The 20,388-nt window shown below is 42.6% G+C and carries 14 protein-coding genes; all 14 read right to left on the bottom strand.

All coding sequences use genetic code 11. The annotated features are described in order from the left end of the window. Positions 1-456 precede the first annotated feature (456 nt). Positions 457-873 carry a Na-translocating system protein MpsC family protein gene (locus MHH93_RS13180; RefSeq protein WP_500054369.1) on the bottom strand — a complete coding sequence of 139 codons (417 nt, stop codon included), beginning with the start codon at positions 871-873 and terminating at the stop codon, positions 457-459. A gap of 233 nt (positions 874-1,106) precedes the next feature. Beyond that, positions 1,107-1,304, bottom strand: coding sequence for a hypothetical protein (locus MHH93_RS13175; RefSeq protein WP_500054368.1), 198 nt, complete (start codon positions 1,302-1,304; stop codon positions 1,107-1,109). Continuing rightward, a complete protein-coding gene (locus MHH93_RS13170) occupies positions 1,273-1,596 on the bottom strand; it encodes a hypothetical protein (protein WP_500054367.1) in 324 nt (107 codons plus the stop codon). The genes MHH93_RS13175 and MHH93_RS13170 overlap by 32 nt, the downstream gene beginning before the upstream one ends. 155 nt (positions 1,597-1,751) lie before the next feature. Beyond that, a complete protein-coding gene (locus MHH93_RS13165) occupies positions 1,752-2,666 on the bottom strand; it encodes a hypothetical protein (protein WP_500054366.1) in 915 nt (304 codons plus the stop codon). A gap of 14 nt (positions 2,667-2,680) precedes the next feature. After that, the gene (locus tag MHH93_RS13160; RefSeq protein ID WP_036672279.1) at positions 2,681-3,076 is read right to left on the bottom strand and encodes a hypothetical protein; all 396 of its coding nucleotides are present in this window, start codon (positions 3,074-3,076) and stop codon (positions 2,681-2,683) included. Next, a complete protein-coding gene (locus tag MHH93_RS13155; RefSeq protein WP_500054365.1) occupies positions 3,073-3,633 on the bottom strand; it encodes a hypothetical protein in 561 nt (186 codons plus the stop codon). The genes MHH93_RS13160 and MHH93_RS13155 overlap by 4 nt, the downstream gene beginning before the upstream one ends. Positions 3,634-3,647: 14 nt before the next feature. Beyond that, positions 3,648-4,439 carry a hypothetical protein gene (locus MHH93_RS13150; protein WP_500054364.1) on the bottom strand — a complete coding sequence of 264 codons (792 nt, stop codon included), beginning with the start codon at positions 4,437-4,439 and terminating at the stop codon, positions 3,648-3,650. 16 nt (positions 4,440-4,455) lie between these two features. Then, entirely contained in the window at positions 4,456-5,409 is a 954-nt protein-coding gene (locus MHH93_RS13145) for a hypothetical protein (RefSeq protein WP_500054363.1), read from the bottom strand. Positions 5,410-5,412: 3 nt separating this feature from the next. Continuing rightward, positions 5,413-6,477 (bottom strand): hypothetical protein, encoded by a 1,065-nt coding sequence (locus MHH93_RS13140; RefSeq protein ID WP_500054362.1) that lies wholly within the window; start codon positions 6,475-6,477, stop codon positions 5,413-5,415. A gap of 13 nt (positions 6,478-6,490) precedes the next feature. Further along, on the bottom strand, positions 6,491-6,844 hold the full coding sequence (locus MHH93_RS13135) for a hypothetical protein (protein ID WP_500054361.1): 354 nt from the start codon (positions 6,842-6,844) through the stop codon (positions 6,491-6,493). Between the two features lies 1 nt (position 6,845). Further along, positions 6,846-8,612: a hypothetical protein gene (locus tag MHH93_RS13130; RefSeq protein ID WP_500054360.1), complete on the bottom strand. Its 1,767-nt coding sequence runs from the start codon at positions 8,610-8,612 to the stop codon at positions 6,846-6,848. A 59-nt stretch (positions 8,613-8,671) separates the two neighbouring features. Further along, on the bottom strand, positions 8,672-9,805 hold the full coding sequence (locus MHH93_RS13125) for a hypothetical protein (RefSeq protein WP_500054359.1): 1,134 nt from the start codon (positions 9,803-9,805) through the stop codon (positions 8,672-8,674). A 16-nt stretch (positions 9,806-9,821) separates the two neighbouring features. Next, complete coding sequence (locus MHH93_RS13120) at positions 9,822-14,417, bottom strand: hypothetical protein (RefSeq protein WP_500054358.1); 4,596 nt, start codon at positions 14,415-14,417, stop codon at positions 9,822-9,824. A gap of 102 nt (positions 14,418-14,519) precedes the next feature. Continuing rightward, complete coding sequence (locus MHH93_RS13115; protein ID WP_500054357.1) at positions 14,520-20,318, bottom strand: hypothetical protein; 5,799 nt, start codon at positions 20,316-20,318, stop codon at positions 14,520-14,522. Positions 20,319-20,388: the final 70 nt, after the last annotated feature.

Raw genomic sequence — 20,388 nt, 5'->3', positions numbered from 1 at the left:
CAATTGAAACTAATAAGCCTAATTACATACAAACGATCAAGAAATCTCCCTTTGATCCGCCTCCCCATTCCCATCCTATTACATTCAGAATAACAAATACGAACTAATGTTCGCAACATTTATTTATTTCGTTCGCTTAGATGCCTTTTACGGACTATATACGAAGTATACAGTGAAAGGTAAAGCAGCATTTTTTACAAACAAAAAGACCAACACAGAGCGCACCACTGGAAAATACCAAAATGGTGGAATGTGTCGGTCTTGGTCTGACATCTATTTCGTCCCAATTACCGAAGATATGGCCTTCAAGTTCTTTAACAAGGTTATAGGCTTCGTCAAGATTATTAATCTATTCAATCGCCATAAGGGTAGTATAAGGAAATATGTAGGATATTGTCAACAACAAAAATTAGTTCCTAAGAACCTGTATAGAATTCAAACTTTAGTTAATAGGACTTAAGGCATGTTTATCTCATCATTTTTCAGCAGCACTTCAACATCCTTGTTCATCTTGAAGACTGTAATCTGTTCTGCAAAATCAGGGCCAAAAAATGTTGTTTCGATGTCTTCGATCTTCAGACCCATGTTGATATAGGAGAAAACGGGGTTGAAATCTTCTCTCATCATCTGTGCAAGCTTCATCTTGTATTCAGCGAAAATTTGACTTGAGTGTGATTGCATATGTTCCAGCATGAATGCTTCAGGCTTGGTGAATTTTGCTGTAAACTTTAAGATGATAAAATGATTCATGATAGAGACTCTGGTATCTACCGGCCCGCGTTCAGTAAAATCTTTTCTTATTCTGGATGCCAGCTTTGCGAGCTCTCTTTCCAAGTCTTTTATCTCAATGTCCCATCCCTCCTTGCCAATCATCCTGATCCCTTCTACTGACTTGAACATATGAATTCAACCTAGTTTAATCAAAACTGCTTGTACAAGACAAGTTTCAATGGATGCATTAAATTAAGACACGATCAACTTTTCATGAAAAAGGAATAGACCCCAGAACTAGGCTTGGGGTATATCACTTTATTAACTATATTTTATAATTATTCAAATAAATTAGCAGTTGATGCTGAAAAGCTAACATTAGTTAGCGTAAACGCTTAATTTATCATTTCATTGGTGAGCTCTATTTTGAGCAAGCTAAATGCGATCAGATTCAAAGCGACATTGGCTCCATAGTATCTTTCGATCAAATCGAATGCTTCTTCGGTTGCTCCAACCAGATCCTCCTTATCCGAAGTCATCTCGGTAGTCACAATTTCCTCATCATTCAGTGCGAAGGTCAGTCTGTACAGCATCTGTATTCCCCTCCTTAGAAGTCAATTCAATGTTTCGTACATCCGTAAGATCAATGATATGAACCACATCGTCTGTATCTTCCAGCGTGATCGATTTCCCCTCGTTCTTGTGTTTAGTGAAAAGTCGTCGATATTCTTGTTTAACCTCATCCACTGTTAACGGGATTTCACGTACGACCTTCTCCGAATCTTTCTCTTTCTGTTGTAATCTAGGATTATCTTCCATCCAGTTCACCGTTTTTTTCTTCCCACTTCCCTTGAAATAGAAATGAGCAGTCAGTTCAATATTCATCGTACACTACCTCCCGAAATAATTACGTTCTCATCCTACTTTCTCTATACGACTTGATCAGCCAAGTGTTAATGCTAGTCTTCATATGGTGATGGATATACACTAATAACTTCATTGTTAAAAGAAAAAAGGACAGCATATGCTGTCCTTCCGTATTAATATTTCTTAACCGCTATGCGATTGCCGAATGAGTCATATATATATTGGAAGTTGGTTTGAACAGGTGTTGTTCCCATTCTGGCGATGGACTTCGCCACCAATCTTCCCTCACTATCATACTGATAAATGACATCAACCAAAGGTGGGAGTTGCACGAATTCCAGACCGTCATATCGATAAATCTCACCAATGGAAATAACCAAGAAGGAATCATCCTGTGCGTAACCTTCTGGAGAAGCCGGCATGGTCAGTACAGGTTCTCTAACAAGCTGCTCGGTGTAATTGTCTGTAACGACTTGTCGAATAACTCTTCCCTGCATATCATAAGCAAAATAGGTAACCACATCTGTATAATCCACCAAGTCGCTAATCGATTCCCACGGATCGATGACATTCAGGCGTTTTCGTTCACACCAAGTCATGCTGACATGTGTTTCTCCATCCTTGATCATATCGGCACTATGTGTATCAGGATGTGTATAATGATTGGCCTCACGCTCGATGTTGGATAATTTCTCACGTTCGTTCAGAGTCATGATAACGTTATGAATTCCATCTGTTAACATGTCAGCACTGTGTGTATCCGGATGGGTATAGATCACCGTTCTTGTGCCATTAAGATTAATGGTTCCATTCTCCGGATGGTTTGAAACTCGATCACCACCCACCTTTACATATTCCCCGCTGCTGTATGTATAGGTCGTTGATTCATTTTGATTGCTTGAGTCTTGGCGCACCAGATATAATCTTCCTGATTCACCTATGGTGGGCAGTTCTGTTTTGAGTCTGACCGAGACCACGTTTCCTACTGACACCGCGTCCAGTCTGCCATCAAGTGTGGCATAAGAATCCCTGGCTTGTTTAACTTCCCGTTCTACTTTGGCAGCTTTGCTGAATGAAACAATATCCATGTGGTGGTCCCCTCCTACCTCGTAGTCAAGCCAACGACCTCAATATCGAAGTTGGCCACATCTGTACCCAGATTTTTTAACGACAAGTGAAGTGTTGAAGTCCCATCTACGTCCTCATATGGCAAATCGATCATATCATAGATCCCTTCCATAAAATTTCCTGTTGAGTATTGGGCATTGTTGAAATAGAGAACTTCTGGATGTGGACCCGCACTGTTCAACACATGGACTTCCACATTCGTCTCTCTGGACGGAATGACTCTGATCGTTTTGATCATGAATCGAGGATGTTCCATGGGAATATCAATCATTGCCTTCGCCCCACCGCCAACATACTCTACTCTTTGGGCAAACGATACCGGCAATAGCACTTTTCTCATCTCCTCCATCAGTTTCCATGTCCTGTTCAAGAGTCTTCCCTCCTTCTAGGAATATGTGTATCCGGATACCGTCGTGGACGAAGATGATTGCCAGACGTGTTGCCACTTCCGCTGTACGACCAATCCCCCCACGTTTTCCCTGCTAATCCCGCCTGCTGGACAGGAATCTTGACCTTAATACACCAATCGAGCCCCGCAAAATTTTGTTTCACTTTGAGGCCTCTTATGGTATCACGAATTAAACCTACTCCACTGGACTGGGTCAAAAATTTATGCTTGAGTATCATATTTTTTTCATCAGGAACTCCCACTCTGGTTCGTGGCCCATAAATATGTTTATCCGTAACGTATCCAATCAATTGATCATTATGGTTGTCCAGCATCCTCCATGTACCCCAACGGTAGATGTCAATTAATTCAGCCATAGTGGATAACGTGCCTAATGAATAGACTATTTCCTTACCTTCAATGGTGACCGGAACAGCATCCAGATCGTATCCAATGCCATGAAAAACTACCGCCTTACTCTGGGTAAAAAGAGAACCGCTCTCGGCGGTCCCTACAACTTTCCCTTGATGTATAGCCATGTCCATTCACCACCTTAATTCATCATGACAGCAACCGTAGCTCCTGATAAGAAGCTTTGTCCACCAATCGATAGAGAGTATACCTTATATGTTTTGGTGCCCACTTTGATCTCATCTCCATGAGAAACTCCGGCAGAAGGTACCGCATAGATATCCATAAGTTCGCCTCTCGGACCTTCCACACCATTGCACATAATAACCGGAGCAAGATGATAAAGAGACCCCCAGCCTGGATTAACAGGAAGCATGGCAGAGTAGGCATCATATATGTTATTCACCATCTGTTTATCTTTATCGCGCAACGTCCGAATACCGTTATCTCCGTTGTAGCTGAGGCCTACACTCAAACTCGAGGAATCTGTCTCTGTGGCATACCTGTTCAGAATTCCAAAGTAACCCAGATTGGATATACCGGTAACCGAGTTCACATCTCCCTGCAAATAAATAATAATTCGGTTGGGTTGAACTGAAACTTGGTAATCAATTAATAGATTCGTATCAACCGCACTCGTATGACATAGGAAGTCCTTTTTCACTTCGGTTCTGCCCAAAGGAATACTACCATCTGTTGCCATCACATCTTCAGCCACACTCACGGTCAATTTGTTTCCCGATGTTCCCTTCGTGTTTCCAACCTCTAGTCTGAAGAACAGTTTATCTGAGCCGGTTGTGCCCACCGATTTCAGCACAATCACACTCGCAGTCTCGTAAAAAACGGACCAAGGAGAACCCGCAATCGTTTTAAATCCCTGAACAATATTCGCGAATAATTCATTCATCTTCACTTTGCCTGTGAAATTAGCCATCCCTCATCGACACCTCCTATATTTGAAAAAGTAAAGCTCTTTGCCCGCCACCAAGCAGTCTGGCTCCATGAAAGAACTTTGGCCTTGAATACACTGGAACTTGGTTCGAGTTGTAGTAATAACGTCCATAGTCTGTATTCGGGTAATCCTGATCTACCACATGAAACACGTAGTACTTGCCATCATTGCCAAGATCAAGGATTGATCCGTCCGGGTGCTGCGCACTGTTTTTAAATACAATGGAACGCATACCCTTAAATTCACCCCTAGCTCCTTCAGATGGATGATAGACCATGAAAGGCGTAACATAGTATCTTGAACCTACACCTGGAGAAGGGATGGACTCTGTCCCAAAATTGTACAATGCGTACTCCGTTCCATTCCGTGAAGTCATAACGACACCTCTCGGTGTATCATATTGATCTGCTATGTTGTTATCCGAAGCAGATAAAGGCATATGTGGGAAAATGCCATAAAATTTATTGGCAATCGCCGGGTCCTCTTGCTCTAAAGCCTGGCATTTACCTAGAAATATTCGTACTGGGTAAGCTCGTTCCGGGTAGTTCAGACTCTCTCCATGGATAAACAAGATATCCTCATTCGTGATTACTGACCACTTATAGTTCACATTGTACTGCACGTTATGACACAAAAATGGCGTTTCCATCATGAATTTATCTGAGTCCACGGGCGGATTTACAAATAGATCTGGTGATGCCGCATTGCTTCCCAGGTTCTTTAGTCCCCAGCGAATATTAACTCCTCTGGCGTGCGCCCATACACACATGGTAAAACGCATGGATGCATTTTTTTTATTGGTAAGCAGCGCATTTCCCCAGTTGGCGTAAGTTGTTTCGGCCGTATGTATGGTATCCCAGTAAGGATCAAGCGCATCTTTCAATGTGTTAACAAGTGTTGAAGTTAATAAGCTTAGCGTACTAGTAAACTCGTGTCTGCGAATCATGGTCATGCCCTACACCTCCTTCTCAATTTCGAAAAGCAGCACCCGCTGCCCTCCACCGAGAAGTAAGGGAGAGTCGAAGAAGTAGGGTTGGCCCTCAATATATTTCCCGCCAGTTGTAAACCACCCCTGAAAAGTTGAAGGATGAGCTTGAGAATTGGTATGGAATACATAATATCTCTCATCTCCGAGATCTAAAATGGATCCGTCTGGATACTTGCTAGCGTCTTTTAATACAGCGGTTCGAATTCCATAGAATTCGCCTCTAGCTCCTTCTGTATCATGCCAAACATAGAAAGGGGAGATAAAGAATCTACCACCTACTCCAGGTGATGGTACCTGACTACTAGTGGCTAAATTATACAAGGCGTTAGGAGTTCCATTACGAGAGCTCCTAACATAGCCACCACCTGCTCGATACTTCAACTCATCTGCTGAGTCATTCAGTCCCATTGGAAAATGACTAAAAACACCAACAAAATCATTTGAGATTAATGGGTCCTCTTCTTCGAAGGGCTTCAGTCTTCCTAGGTATAGTCGAATAGGATATGCAACCCCTATATTGTTCTGAGGTTCCCCATATAAAAAGATATATTGTTCACTGGTGAACAAGGTCCATTTAAAATAGACATTTGTATGAGAGCTTGTTGTATTGCTGCTGGCTATGTATGAATCCCCTGTATGTAATGGAATTTCACTTAGATGACCAACTTGTGTATATAAATCAGGAGTGACTATATCACCGTTATTACGTAAACCTGCTCGTAACACATAATTTTTGTAATATACACGATCGGACCATGCATTCGTTTGTGCAAGATTAGTGCAAATTGTGAAAAACATACTAGGATCTTTTTTATTTTTCGCTGTAATAGTCCCATTGTTTGCTGATGTGTAATTGGAATTATTCCAAGCTCTGGGGGTAGCGTAAGTATTATTGTTACTGAACGTCCACTCCCAGTGAATATCTCCATATAGATCCTGTGTCACCGTATCATATAATGTTTGAATAAAAGTTGTACAATACGAATAAAACTCATATCTCCTCAAAGCACCTAACAAAATATTTTCAGCCAACTATCTCACCTCCTTAAGCACCAAATCGGATTTTCATTTCGTGAAAGATGTTCTCTTTAAGTGCGGTTAACAGAATTGATTTCACCATGTTGCTTCTCTCTGTTAGGAGATTCTCTTGATAAGACTGTTCTTTGTCCCCAACTCCATGTTCTGTCTCCACACCACTAGCAGCAGCCTCATGAATTTCAGGTATCCCTTTCAGTGAAGGCAGAAATTTATGAGCCACGTTATCAAACAGAATATTGCTCTCAAAAGCAAAGATCAGAATTTCAATCTCCTCTGTACTGTATGGCTCCGAGTGATTGCCCACTAATTTATCCATAATGGTATGTAGAGCAAATTTCACATCCTGCACGGTCCTCGTCACGTCAAATCACAACCTTTCTAATTTTTACTTGTTTGATGTTACCGCTAGCATCGTATTCAAATGCCTTCTGAACTCTTTGGCCGTCATAGATCAATGTCTCGGTCTTAACGGTACCATCTGCATTGTAAGTGAACGATGTTTTTTTCAATAGCTGCGGAGTTATATCTGCGGAGAACACTTCTTCAGACTCGATGTCACCATTGGAGAAGTAGTTATACACGACATCGAGCTCAAGTGTACTCCCTTCAAGAAAGACAAGCCTCCTCCGGATGTCTGAGTCATCATAGGTAGCGCCTCCTTGAAGCACATAATACTCAGCTCCATTGTTGATTTCGCGCAGTACTTTACCCGTATTGTCACGCTGATACTCAATAGACTTGATCTGCCCGTTACTCTCGGTAACTTCCTGTCGTTCCAGATTTCCATCCGGGCTATAGAAGTGCTCAACGGTGCGGTTAATTCCTCCATCAATCTTCTCGGTATGTACTTTTCCATCTGGATAGTAGGTATATTCGGTTACCGAAGTGGTGTTAATAATAGACCCTCGACCAATGACAGTTACTCTGGCTTCCTTGGGCACATCAAAAGTAAACCGTATAAGCGTATCATTATATTCAATGTAATCGTCTCCTGCATCCATGCGTATTCCATCCAGAAATACCTCTGCGGAATTCGAACCAATCACATATCTGGGCACTTGAAAATCCCTAGTCGTCGACAACCTGCTGTTAGGAGCAGAAGTGAAATGGAACACGGATTGATGCTCCATGGTGCCTCGACTCTCAGCGAGTTCAAGACGACTCTGCATGTTGTCGAGTCTGTCCTTGAGAGCATCATAGACGACTCCGTTTTTATCTTCTCTTGAAACCACAACCTCTTCAGCAGTTGCTTCTAATTGAGCTTCAATCGCTTCGATCGCCGTATGATGTGTAGCAATTGTTGTGGTTTGCTCACCAACGTTTTTTTCCAGATCATCTACACGAATTCCCAATAGAGACATGTCATTTTCAATAGAACCCTTTGTTAAGAAATACCTGAAATCCAAAGCAGTGAGTGAAGTTGTTGGAGAAACTCCAACATCGAGTCCACCAATGATCATGGCATCCTTGGGCTCTTTTTGATCTGAACTGTAAGAGTACTCCCCATTTTCATGAAGGAAAATATAATATGACGTATTTGCTACAATGTCTGGAATGCTGAATGTTTGAGTAAACTGATCTACAATAACCTTATTGATACTGGCTCGTCCTGCATTAATCGTAACTTGAACACTGTTATTTGTATCTAGATACGTGGGGTTGGTAACACTGAGATCCTGAATAGGTTGCTTCGCTACAACTTCAATCGCTTTCTCCAATGTGTCAAATCGATGATCTATGGATGCCTCTGCTCCACGTGCTTCTTTTATTTCCGTCTCAGCGAGGCTCAACCTCTTCTCATGGTCATCCTGGCCCTTGGAAAGGGTATTGACATCTGCTCTTGCCGTCAGAATATCCTGCTGAACATCATCCAGTCGTGAGCTGTTTGAGATAACCTTAGTCTCAACATCGCCTAGTCTCTGCTCATGATCTTTAACAGCATCTCGGCTATCGCTTGCAGACTCTTCTACGCGTGTGATTCGCTCACCTAGACTGAGTGCAGACCCTCTAGCATCATCCAACTCTGAAAGATAGGCATCAATCTCATCATGCGTATGCGCCCCAATATCCCTCAATTCCTTATGGCTCTTGGCGGATGATCGATGAGACTGGTTAATTCTTACTGACATTTGACCACCTCCATTCATGCCTTACATGATCTATACGTAATCTCTTCAATACGATTAAGTCATATGTATGTCGAATACATCTGTAGCGAAAATTTGACCTGGGAAGCATACCTGTCTTGAGATTCTTCTCTTTCCATTCGCAGCCAGAATCGGTAGGACGCTCCCGGCAAAATGGTGAACGCGGTAATCGAGTAACTGAAGGAACCAGGAATGCCTTCAACATCAGGCGCAATCTGAACCTTATCCGTCCCGCTTGTGAGCGCAAAGGTTACATTTTTAAAGTCTCCTGATATCATGGGATTCTTGGCAAACATTCGAACTTCTTGTGTAGCAGAACCACCTGCGGTTAAATAGCCTAGAAACCGATCCGTGTTAGGATAAAGAAGCACATCGAAATCTTCTCCTGTTTCAGGATTTGACTCTTTATAATACAAATCCGGTGTAACCTCAAAATACATAAGGTCTCCCTTGTATACTTTTATAGAATCCATCGCCTGAAACCGATTTCCATCCGGAAGCTTAATCCCGAAATTACCCACAAACGGATATGGATATAGATCCATGTTAAAATGTACAACCGTCTCTTCAGATCGGCACACCCTGGACTCAAGCACAACACCATTCTGATCGATTAGATCAACCACAGTTCCTTTGGTTAGATTGTCTACGGCAATAGATGTTCCTTTGTTGATTCGAATATACTGAATATGCATGGGGTGATCCCCTTCACCCTTCAGATAGAGACCTATTTTAGGAGCTCCCACCAGTTCTACAGAACCAATAATGTTCCAAATCATGCCATCATCCGACCAATACGCCGTATAATAGTTATAATCTCGAATCAAACGTATCCAAGGGTAAGTCTTCAGCAAAGGCGTTGGCAAGGACATATCCAGAAACTCTTCAATCTCCATGTAATTATGTTCGTCTACCAAAACAATAATCCCACCATAACATCCCTCCGTATCGGGATTGTAACTGTTCTTCACATCCATGACGAATTGCTTCATATCCGTCAGAGGTTTATAGAACATATACAGTGGATCTTGACCATGTTTGAGCACCAGGCTGCCACTACCCGCTTCATAGCGAGTAGCATCGTTAGGGAGTACTTCCCATTTGGAATCCAGGTTGGAGCTTGCGAACGCATCCTCATATACCCTGCCTGACTCTTTCAATCTCGCAACACCCATACAGATCCTCCTTTCTTTACGTGAATAACCAGATGCGTTTACCGACCACACACATCTTGGGCCTTGCTTTCCAAACTTCCAGCAAACATTTAATAAGCGCTTCAACACACTTGTCTCCCCCACCACCTTCGCAGTAAGGAATGACATAGACGTCATCACAGATCCAGTTGGTCAGCTCCATCCAGTCCAGATTAGCGTATTCGTAACTACGCGTACCCACTTCCTGAAGTGAGGTGAACACCCATTTGAATTCATGTTTGCCTTTGGGCACTGGATGTGAAAATGTATAGTATCCACCCTCTTGAGTGAATGTTTTGATAAGCTCATCGTCAATGAAGAAATCCAGCTGACAATCAAACGGCTCAGGCACCCATACCCATCGTTCGTAGGCTTTGAAGTCATGCACCCGGAAGGTGGTCAGATACCGTTTTCCTGTCCAGTCGCTGATCTGCCCCTTCTGGTCTGTTGTAATCTCCACTTTATACTTGCTATAAGGCTTGGGAGCCATTTCATTAAGTTCGAAGCCACGATAACCGTCTCCATAATACTTTTCATCCCATAACACTTTTCCGTCCTCACGTGTAATTTTTACGCGCATATTACTGTTATCGCAGCCGCCCATCCAGATTGGTTTGTTATTCCAAACTTCGAAGTGTGTCACTTCTGCCCAGGATGGATCAACTTTAATAATGTCATCAATATTCAATTTCCCTCCCCAGATCATTGCGCCATCTCCCGGGCATCCTCGCTCGAATCGAACACGAACCTCGTAGTTTTTCTTCTGATTTGAAGTGTTTTCGACTTCAACTGAAATGATTTGGTCATCTTCATTTGTTACTTCTTTTGGTGGAATTAATAGTTGACCGTCCTCATAAGTTTCAATGACAATTTTGGTGCCTCTACAAGCCCTATCTCTATTCTCGTACAATCGAATAACATCGAGCCAGGCATGACTGCCACCATCTGGCGCAGTCGTATCTGGGCCAGGTGGATTCCATGAATCTTCTCCTGGATGGGGAGATTTATCCTTTAGATATATCCCCCCCTTCGCATCAGTGCAATATGCGCCCCAGGTCTCTGTAAAGCTCCCATGACTAAGCGTGAAACCACCAGCATCAAGACCCGTAGCATTCGATGAGCCCTTATTTTTATGGAGTGTGTATGTAATGGTATATTTAGTTCCTGGTTCTAGGTTAGTTGGAATTTGGATGCTTTCACCTGTTTGGTCACCTGCTACTTTCAATGTTTTAAGAAGGCTTTTTACCCCAGTCTTAGTATTTGTCAATTCAACATCCACATAGGTTTTATTATCATAAATAGAATAATTAACTAGTTTATCTCCGTTTTTACCATCAGGATCTTCAGTTCGAATTTGAAGGTTCTTAATGGATGCATGATAAGGAATCCCTTTTGAATCTTCATCTTCGTCTTTCAAGGTATCCGTAAGTCCAATACACAAGGTATAAGTACCCGGCTCCTTAACAGTCACTTTTTTGTTAAAAGGTATTGCATCCTTCCACTGCTTATCAGTAATGGATTTGTAGTTAATTATTCCTTGGTTGTACCCTAAATTTTTCTTCTTATCTAAGATGACTACACCATGTTTTGCCTCTACTTGTGTACCTTTGTAATACTGGACTCGAAATCTGGCTTTCTCATCCCCATCAAATAGATAACACATATAATCGAAACTGATTTCAAAGCTTCCATTACAATAAAATTCAACGTAAACTTTTCTGGTGTGTTCACTTCCAAAATCTGAATCTTTATTACCTGGTCTGGTATTACGGACATCTATTGAGTAATAATTCAAATTTTTACCCGGCTCTTTTATTCCTGCTTCTGCTTTGAAAGTAGAATCTTTAAGGGTTCTTAATCCATATACCTTTAACTTTTGAACGGGGTATACAGTGAGATATTCCGAGTATTGAATGGTCCCAACGTCGGAAACAACAAAATCTCGTTTAATGGATTTATTGTTCGTAACACCTATCGCATATGCTCCACCAGATCCTGAGAAGACCTGTCCCTGATTATAAGCCTTCCACAAAGCATTACGATCAGACTGACCTGAATAAAGCTTTTGCCCATATTGAATGTCATGATTCTTGAACGAAGCTGGATAGCACTCTTCTCCAAAAGGACTTTTAACTGCTATACCTGATTGATCATTACCGGTATCATTCCCTCCGGAATTTGCTGATCCATTTTCTGCTCCGCCTGTACTACCATTACCTGGTGCATACGCCTTACCATCCCGGTAAATCCAGCGGAAATTGTGACTCCCCGATGGTAATGGATACATACAATTTGTTCCATCGTCTCCATTGGATTGACTCCCTGTCCAGACTGAAACACCATCAATTTGAAGTTCCAGTTTCTCGCCGGTGTCAAATTCCCCTCCATACTGCCAGCAGATATATCCTGAGTTGTCTAACTGTGCTTCAAACTCACATATGAAATCCTGATCATGACCTTGGGCCCACATCACGCCATCTCCGACTACAACTTCTTTCCAATCCCAACTCCCTATGAACCTCAATGCCTCATCATAGTTGCCTTCGTCATTAAATATCTCTTTAAACACGTTCTCATCTCTTGAAGCTCCTGTGACAGGATTATATCCGGCGTCCATTGCCGGATATATACGCATATGCTCTTTTACACTAAACTTAGCACCAGGGTTCAACTCCGCCTTATACGTAATCGTATCTCCATGTTGTTCTGTCCTTGCACCAGCATCCGTAACATCCCAGTTCCTTGTCACATCAACATATGAGCCTAGCGGAGATAAGGTACGATATGTATTGCCAGTGTTGTTTCCATAGGTGAACGGTTTATCTATCTCATGTATGAGTGGTTCTTCGGTCAAGCGATCTCGAATATAAAACTGTATTAAATTAATACCAGCCTCCAAAGGGATTCGTATCTGATCTCCGTGACTTTGCATGGTTGTATAATGTTCTAATATGCCGTTGACTGTTACCTCGAACGCTTCAGTAGTCCTCAATTGATGAGAGTAACTGAATAAAAACCAGCCATCATCATCTAAAGTCACTTCTGTTTGGGCAATCATATCACCATGCTTTGGTTCGTCGAGACGCAATGTATCATTGTGACGAGTCCAACTGGGACTTCCCGACATTGTCCATTGATAATTCCCAATCCTTTGTCCATAAAGACTGGGCTCCCAGTGATCAATTTCTTGAGGGGGACAAATGACCTCAACTACCCCTTTCAGGTCAATGGTCGTATCATGCCCTGCAACAATTTCATACTCAATCTTGGCAAGGTCGGTTTCCGTTTCTGAATATTCCCCATTTAGTATCCACTCCACACCATGCGCTGAGCGAGCATAGCTGCCATGATCTCCATCCCCGCGCTGGGTACGTTGAAGCATTTTATCGTCAAAAAACAACTCATAATCATGATCAGGATAGGGCTCTTCATCTACACCCATTTTGTAGGCAAATGAGATACTTCCGTTACATTCGTTGTCCAAATCCATTATCATAGTTTTCTTTCGTAAATCATCTGCAATAAATTGACCTTGAAAATGCGCTTGTGCCACACTTTGTGGGGATCTTACTACCCAATTACCGTACTCATGTACATGCTCACCATCCAGATCGTAATCTTTTGGTGCAGGCGGCTTACGTGTATCCACAATCTCAACGACTTCAACATCCTTGATATAAATACCATTGTTCTGCCATACTTCAGGTCTCATTTTACGGATCAGCCAGTCGAACTTGTACATCTGTCCTGGCTGCAACGTAAATGCAGCTTCTTGCCATCCGCTATTCTCGCTCCATTCGCCCCCAACTTGCTGCCCATTAATATAGAACAGCATGCCATTACCACGCTTGGCACTAGCCAGGTACTTGAACCTGATCTGTCCATAACGCTTCACACGCCAGTTAAATGTGATTTTGGATGAGTTGCCAATCTCCAGAAGCCCTAAATCCAGTTTTAAGATCATCTCTGATCCAGATTGTTCATTCCTGCCTACGGAGTGGACAGCTACCCATTCCTGATCCTCCGTCGATGATACATATCTGAAGAAATCAGGGAATTTATTCGAGAACGGGACGTCCTTTTTCATTGAAAAGAGCGGAATCTCATATACGGTTGCATCAAAATGATTAAAGTAATTCCCACTAAAATGATGGTAGTAGGGTGCCGGACAGATCGGCAATGATACACCATGATGACTACCGCCAGGCTTCTGAGCATTTTCAAGAATCTTGTGAATACAATCTTTAATCATCTGCAGTACTCGCTGATATTGTGTTTTATCTGGAGGCTGCTGCTGTTCTACCCACCATTCAATCCTGCGATACATATTCCACAGTGCTTCACGGCATCGTACACTCGCATACGACGACTTATCTTTCAGATATTGCTCAATGATTTGATCAATACTGTTTTCCAGTGCATCCAATTGAACCGTCTGCCATCGTCCGATCTGACCGTACCCTGGATCACCCAGAATAGGATTATTTTCTTCGCCATGCCGGTCCGTTTCACTCCTCGGTGCATTGGGACTCTGCGGTAGATACGCAGGGTTATTGGGGTTGCTATAACTTTCGTCCGCAATCTTCGCTCTCATATTCGCGAACAATACACCTTTCTGTGATTTGGAGAACAAACCAAATGTATGACCCATACCAATCACCTCCCAATCTCTCTATACGATAAAAAGAGCACCGAGTTAATCGGTGCCCGTCAGATCATATTGCAATTTCGAATCTGTGTAGATCTGGAGTTTATTTTTCATGACAGACACGGACAATGTATACCATTTATCCTTCTCCCACTTGAAAGGTTGCATCGGAGAACCCACTGCAGTTGGATTGCCAGCAACGATTTTATATAGCTGCATCGGCGTTCTCATATCCAGACTGTTATCGCTGTCTCCTCCATGAACCATAAACATCCAATAATTATGTTCATCAAAGTATTTGAAAATAATTCCTGCGCCATCCCCATCCGTACTTGTATCTACCTTAAAATCAATGGAGAACTTATACGTCTCAGCCAGGAAATTATTGCGATACCATCCACTGATGTCCTTCGTATCTTCCTTAGAATAAAACTTTCCAAGCAATTGATCCCGATCCCAATCGCCTTGACCGAATTTAGTCCAATCATCTGACTGTGATAATTCCAGCGCATCCATATCCTTTGAATACGGATAGTAGACATTAAACGGATCATTCGGATCGTAGTCCTCCGGCACACCCAACCCGCCTTCCCAGTCCTCAGGATCCATTCCTCGATCCAGCAGATCTTCCGAATAATCGAATATGAGACCCTGCGCCATGGTGTCCATCATTGGAATGTAAGCATCAGCGGATTCCCGTTTAGCCACCGGGTGATCATTCAGTGTGAAACTCTCACGCGGTTCCATCTTGGCTTCGTGATACATTTCCATAAGATGAGCTGTTCTCTCGGGAAGGAACGCATGCAACTGTTCCAGATACTCTGCTCTTTTCTCAGGTCTTTCAGCGAAAATAAAACCTGTGATGACTTGAGAACAGCGTTCTTCAAATGAAGCCATGAGAGAATCAGGATCCTCAATTTCAGACAATCTGGCGTTTGCTATACCTGTCGGCAACTCTCTTTCTATGCTGGATTCACGTTCCTCTGTTATCCCTTTAATATCATCTTCACTAAGATAACCCGGGTCTAATAGCTTACTGCCAAAGCTCTGGCCGTCATTATCAACGTAGCTTGTGTATGGTAGACTATTTCCGTAACTTAACTCGTCACCTGAGAATGCAAACCTCTGGAGTGTGGTCCCGTATATCCCATCGAAATGCTCACCGGCTCGCTCACCCCCAACGCCACTTTCCATTTCATGTGAATGACCATATCGATCCATTTTCCCCGCTGCGAATTGCTCCCAATCCAGAGTCGTGCTTCTTAACAAGTTCATTCCAGCATCCAATTGATGGTTATACGCATCATAAGAACTTCTGGAGCTCATGAACGAGTTATCTTCAATATGAACGTCTCTCGTTTTAAGGTAAGCATATTCGCTTAGGATCAGGTCTAGCTGTTTATATTGGAAGCCAACCAGTTCCATGTCCAAAATGGATTCATTAAATTCCTTGTTTCCGTAGAACATGTCCTGATCCAACGATCCATTTCGCAGCTTCACTACATCATTGATCGTCTCATGGGTATGAGCCCATCTCTCAGCTTTTCCTCCAAAAAGGTTTTCATGCAAGAATGCTGATCGATCCTTTTTATTTAACTCAAGCGTTTGGATCAAATCAGCTTCTTTACCGTTTTTAAGCGCATGAATTTGCTCATCATTAGTGGAATCTTTGGCATTTTTCAGACCGTACATGTTCTCTTCCAAATATCCATATTGCGGTTTGTCGGCGAGCAGATTCTCTTCCATATTGCCGTACTGGGGTTTGTCCGCTGAGAGTACAATCTCTGTTGTTCCATACTTCAAGTTTGTTCCACCAACAATCTCAACCGGAACATCACCGTATTTCAGATTCGTTCCGCCAACAATCTCTACAGGTATATCTCCATAACTGAGCCCCGTCCCACCCACGGATTCCACTGGAACATCTGCATATTTCAGATTTGTACCGCCTAGTGGTAGCGTGAGGTCCATGTAACCATATTGCGGTTTATCCGCTATAAGTTGTTCTTTAAGATTAGCAATCTTTTCAATAATGCTATCAGTTGTCTCATGAAGGTAAACATCATGAGTATGCTTATAGGCAAGAATCACATCATAATCCAGTGCCGAATCCTTTTTACTCTTTATCGAATCATAGATCAGTTCAACCAAGTTGGTATCTCTGAACCCTTTACCACCGTACCAACCCTCACCATGCAATTCACTCAAGCGTAACTTGACAACTTCACTCTCAATCTCGTGGACTGATGCCTCTTTCACGATTCTTGTAAAATGGTTATCTTCAAACATGAGGGATAATCTGTTCATGTTATCCGAAATGATTTCAACGTTCAATTGTCCTTTGCGCATGATGGAATGAGCCGTCAGCATATCGTCAAGCTTCGCAGATTTCATTACAGTAGTGGCAAAGGATATCTCATCTTGAACCGATCCATATCGATCTACCCTAATCGCTTCAGAAGCATTATTTATCAAAGTGGATTCCCAAGCTTGCCGCATCCCTGCGTTAAACTCAATATTCATCGCACTTTCTCTTGCCCACATAGAACCAAGCGTATATCCAATCTCAGCTACTCCATTTCGATATTTCACGCTGCTTATGGAATAATCGTCGCTGAGCAGTGCTGATCTCCATTCCATAGTCGCCAGTGAGTAATCGATATCAGTAGCTGCCTGACGTGGTTCAATCATGCCAATCGAATAACTCTCATTCAAATACAACTGTCTAATCCTGGCTGTGCCTATAGAGTACTCACCACTGATTAAACCTTCTTTTGTTGGATTAGTAGCCATAGGTTGTTGATCATACGAGTATCCCTCACGAGTCTTTGACGTTCCAATAGCATATTCGCTGTTCAGAAGCATCTGGCGCAAGTTTGTACCACCCATGGTGTATTCATCATCAATCATTCCATAACGTTCGCGGGAAACCCCGCCCATATTAAATTCTGTATGAATTACGCTCTCACGATTCATGTTGGAACTCACAACATCATGGTCAAGAACCATTCCGTCCCGTTTGTATTTTGCGCCTATGCCGTACTCATCAAAGGCTTGTCCTCTGCGTTCAACTTGACTTCCTTCATATGCTGGGTCATCCGGGAATAATCCCCCTCCAGAATTCAGGTAACCTAATGAATCTTCAAACTCAATAATAGCCGGTCTTGCATTAAAATCTGCACCGTAAATGACTTCCGTAATTTCGCCATGCTGATCTTCCTTTACTTTCACTCCCTCGAAAACGTCTGTCTCTAGAGTCGAATTACGTCTGTTCAGTTCAGCCGATCTAGATTCATCTTCAAGTACTGTCATGCTCAACTCTTTGGATGCTTCTGCGAGTTCCGTCCCTATATACCCAAGCTGAGATTCCTTCGCACCTTCGAAATTAAAGGAAATGATGCCTGATCTGGTTCCTTCTTTGTCAGCTGTTAAGATCCCACAATCGATTAACGCATCTACCCGCTCTCTAACCCCAGCCAAAAACGGTTCATCAAAATAAAACGAAGCGTCTGCATGATTCACAGCTTCCATCATCATTTCCAGGATGACTGCCGGACTGTCCTCCAAGATCTCCCCAACAATAAATTCCTCGTCAAGATGTCCAGGGTAGGCTTTATTCCCCAACCATCCTCCACCAACCAATTTGTCCAAAAGCTCATCCCGAATCATGGTCGGTCGACTACGATCTCGGATGGATTGCAGGGTCGTTTCCAGATGTAACTTTTTACGATCTCTATGTAATACAAGTGGTTTCTCTGTCAGATGTACATGCTTCTGTTCGTCGTTCTTTCCATACGAATTTAACTTTTCGAGCATGGTAGAACGTAATAATTTTTTGTCAGCCAAATGGTCCTCAGACTCAGGTAACCACAAATCATGGGCCAACGCTCTTTCTGCAGTTGTTGAACCAGCCGTATAACTTTCAAAGGATGCTTTTCTTTCTGAACCTTCTTCGCTGTTCGGGATGTACAAATTCTTTTTCTCTGCTTTTGCAGTATGGAAGTTATTCTCTATATAGCTGTCTAATTTGTTTTCCCTTTCACCAAGTGAGTGCTTGTTAAGTACTTCAAGAGCCTCTACAGTCACTCGTTTGCCCAGCCTACTTTCTCTCTCCACATACCCAGAGACCTTACTGATCCTTCTGCTCTCCTGCAAATCTCTGAAAACAAAACCGTGCTCCATACTTTCACGATAAGCCTGTTCCGCATGACGGTCCACCTCACTATGAACCACATAAATTCGTCGTGCCTTAGGACGCTCATGCTCAATATACATTTTCTCCAAATAAACTCTTTGTCCCGTAGTCAGATCACCCATGACGTTCATATCTTCCGCTTGATCCCGAACAGCCCAAGGAAACTGTCGTTCCACATCCGTAATAGTTCCTATATCTCTAGATGCCAAAATGATACCAGATACTGTAGTTGCCGGATGTTTGTCTATTATTCTGTGAGCTTGGAGCGGATGCCATAGGGTATCACTTGCACGAAAGACTAACGCATTACGATGTTGGTCACGGCTGCTTTGAATTAGATCATCATGAAAGTAAAGTTGCTTGTCGACTTCTCGCGTACTTCTCATTTCGGTATGTAGAACAGTCGGGTACTGACGATCCTTCAGTTTGGCAAGTACATTCTCGTGAGTTGTCATTTCATTCTTAATAACCCTCGTAGCATGATTCAGTTGTGAAAGAAACATATTCTCTTCGATGTCTCTGATTGCTTGAACAATTGTGCCTGTAGTCGTTCCACCAAACGTTGTTGCTCGCATAGCTGTCCCTAGTGTTTGCATGAGTGTCAATTGTGATGTGTTAGAAATTCTTTGAGCTAAAGGCAATGTCCGATCAAATTGCATGTACTTAATTTCCTGAAATCGACGAATATAAGCAGTCGACATATCCGATAAGATGGATAATTGCTGATGATCCTCTACCCTTTTCCCCATCATGGCAGCTTGTTCGGCAAATGTTTCTTTGTGACCATCACGTAAACCTAGCAGATCCCGATATAGAATTCCCACATCTTGTTTGCTAACCTTCCGGGACTGAAGACTCCTCTCCAGTTCTGTACTTCTGAAGTGGTCCTGAATGGCTTCTAACAAAAAATCTTTTTTTGTCCGGCGTCCAATGATCTTCTCCACTTTCTCGAAAACCTCTGCCACATCCATATCCGGTTTATCGTTTCGAACAGAGTTTATCAATTGCTTAATCACCAGTTCAGAACTGCTATCTTGCTCTGCACTATCTGCATAATCCGCAATCATCCCAAATTCACTAACCCTGAAACTGATTTTTCCAGGCTCCAGCTTATCCAAGTTCTTCACAAAGTTACGAGTTAGACCCAAATTACGGACAATCTTTAACTCTTTATCGTTATCTACGCGCCAGCCCTCTGACATATCTTCATGAGTGAATGAATCCTTTAATCCTCCGGGCCTGCGGCCTTCGTCTTGATGATCCATCTCCAAAGCTTCAATTAACGCAGATCGCTCCATTTCGAACGAAAATTCCATGACATCGCCTTGCTTGGTAGCTGAGCTCGATCCTTCCATGGAACTGTGCAAAAGTCCTTCTTTATCCTGTTTAGCATCACTCAGGACAATAAATCGTTCTTCTCCTTCCAGATCCTTGCGAATCGCTTCCACTAGTTGATGATTAAATCCATGTGAGATCGATCTTGCCATGTAGAAATCAAGCATCAGGACACTTGGATACCGGCTGTAAGGCATATATATAAATCGATAATCCTCAGGCCTGCTTCCTGTAGTTCCGACTGTAAACAGGTAACCGTACTGAGTTGTCGTGTAATCTATAACGGTGAAATCAAACTTGTTGACTACTTGATTCACGTCACTGCCCCCTTCCAACTAAAAAAAGGGAACCCCTGAGTGGAGTCTCAGAAAGTTCCCTCTCACTGAA

It is taken from the genome of Priestia sp. FSL H7-0729, from assembly GCF_038005685.1.
Classification (GTDB): domain Bacteria; phylum Bacillota; class Bacilli; order Paenibacillales; family Paenibacillaceae; genus Paenibacillus.
Note: the sequence above shows the minus strand (reverse complement) of the source record. Positions and strands in the feature narration are given on the sequence as shown.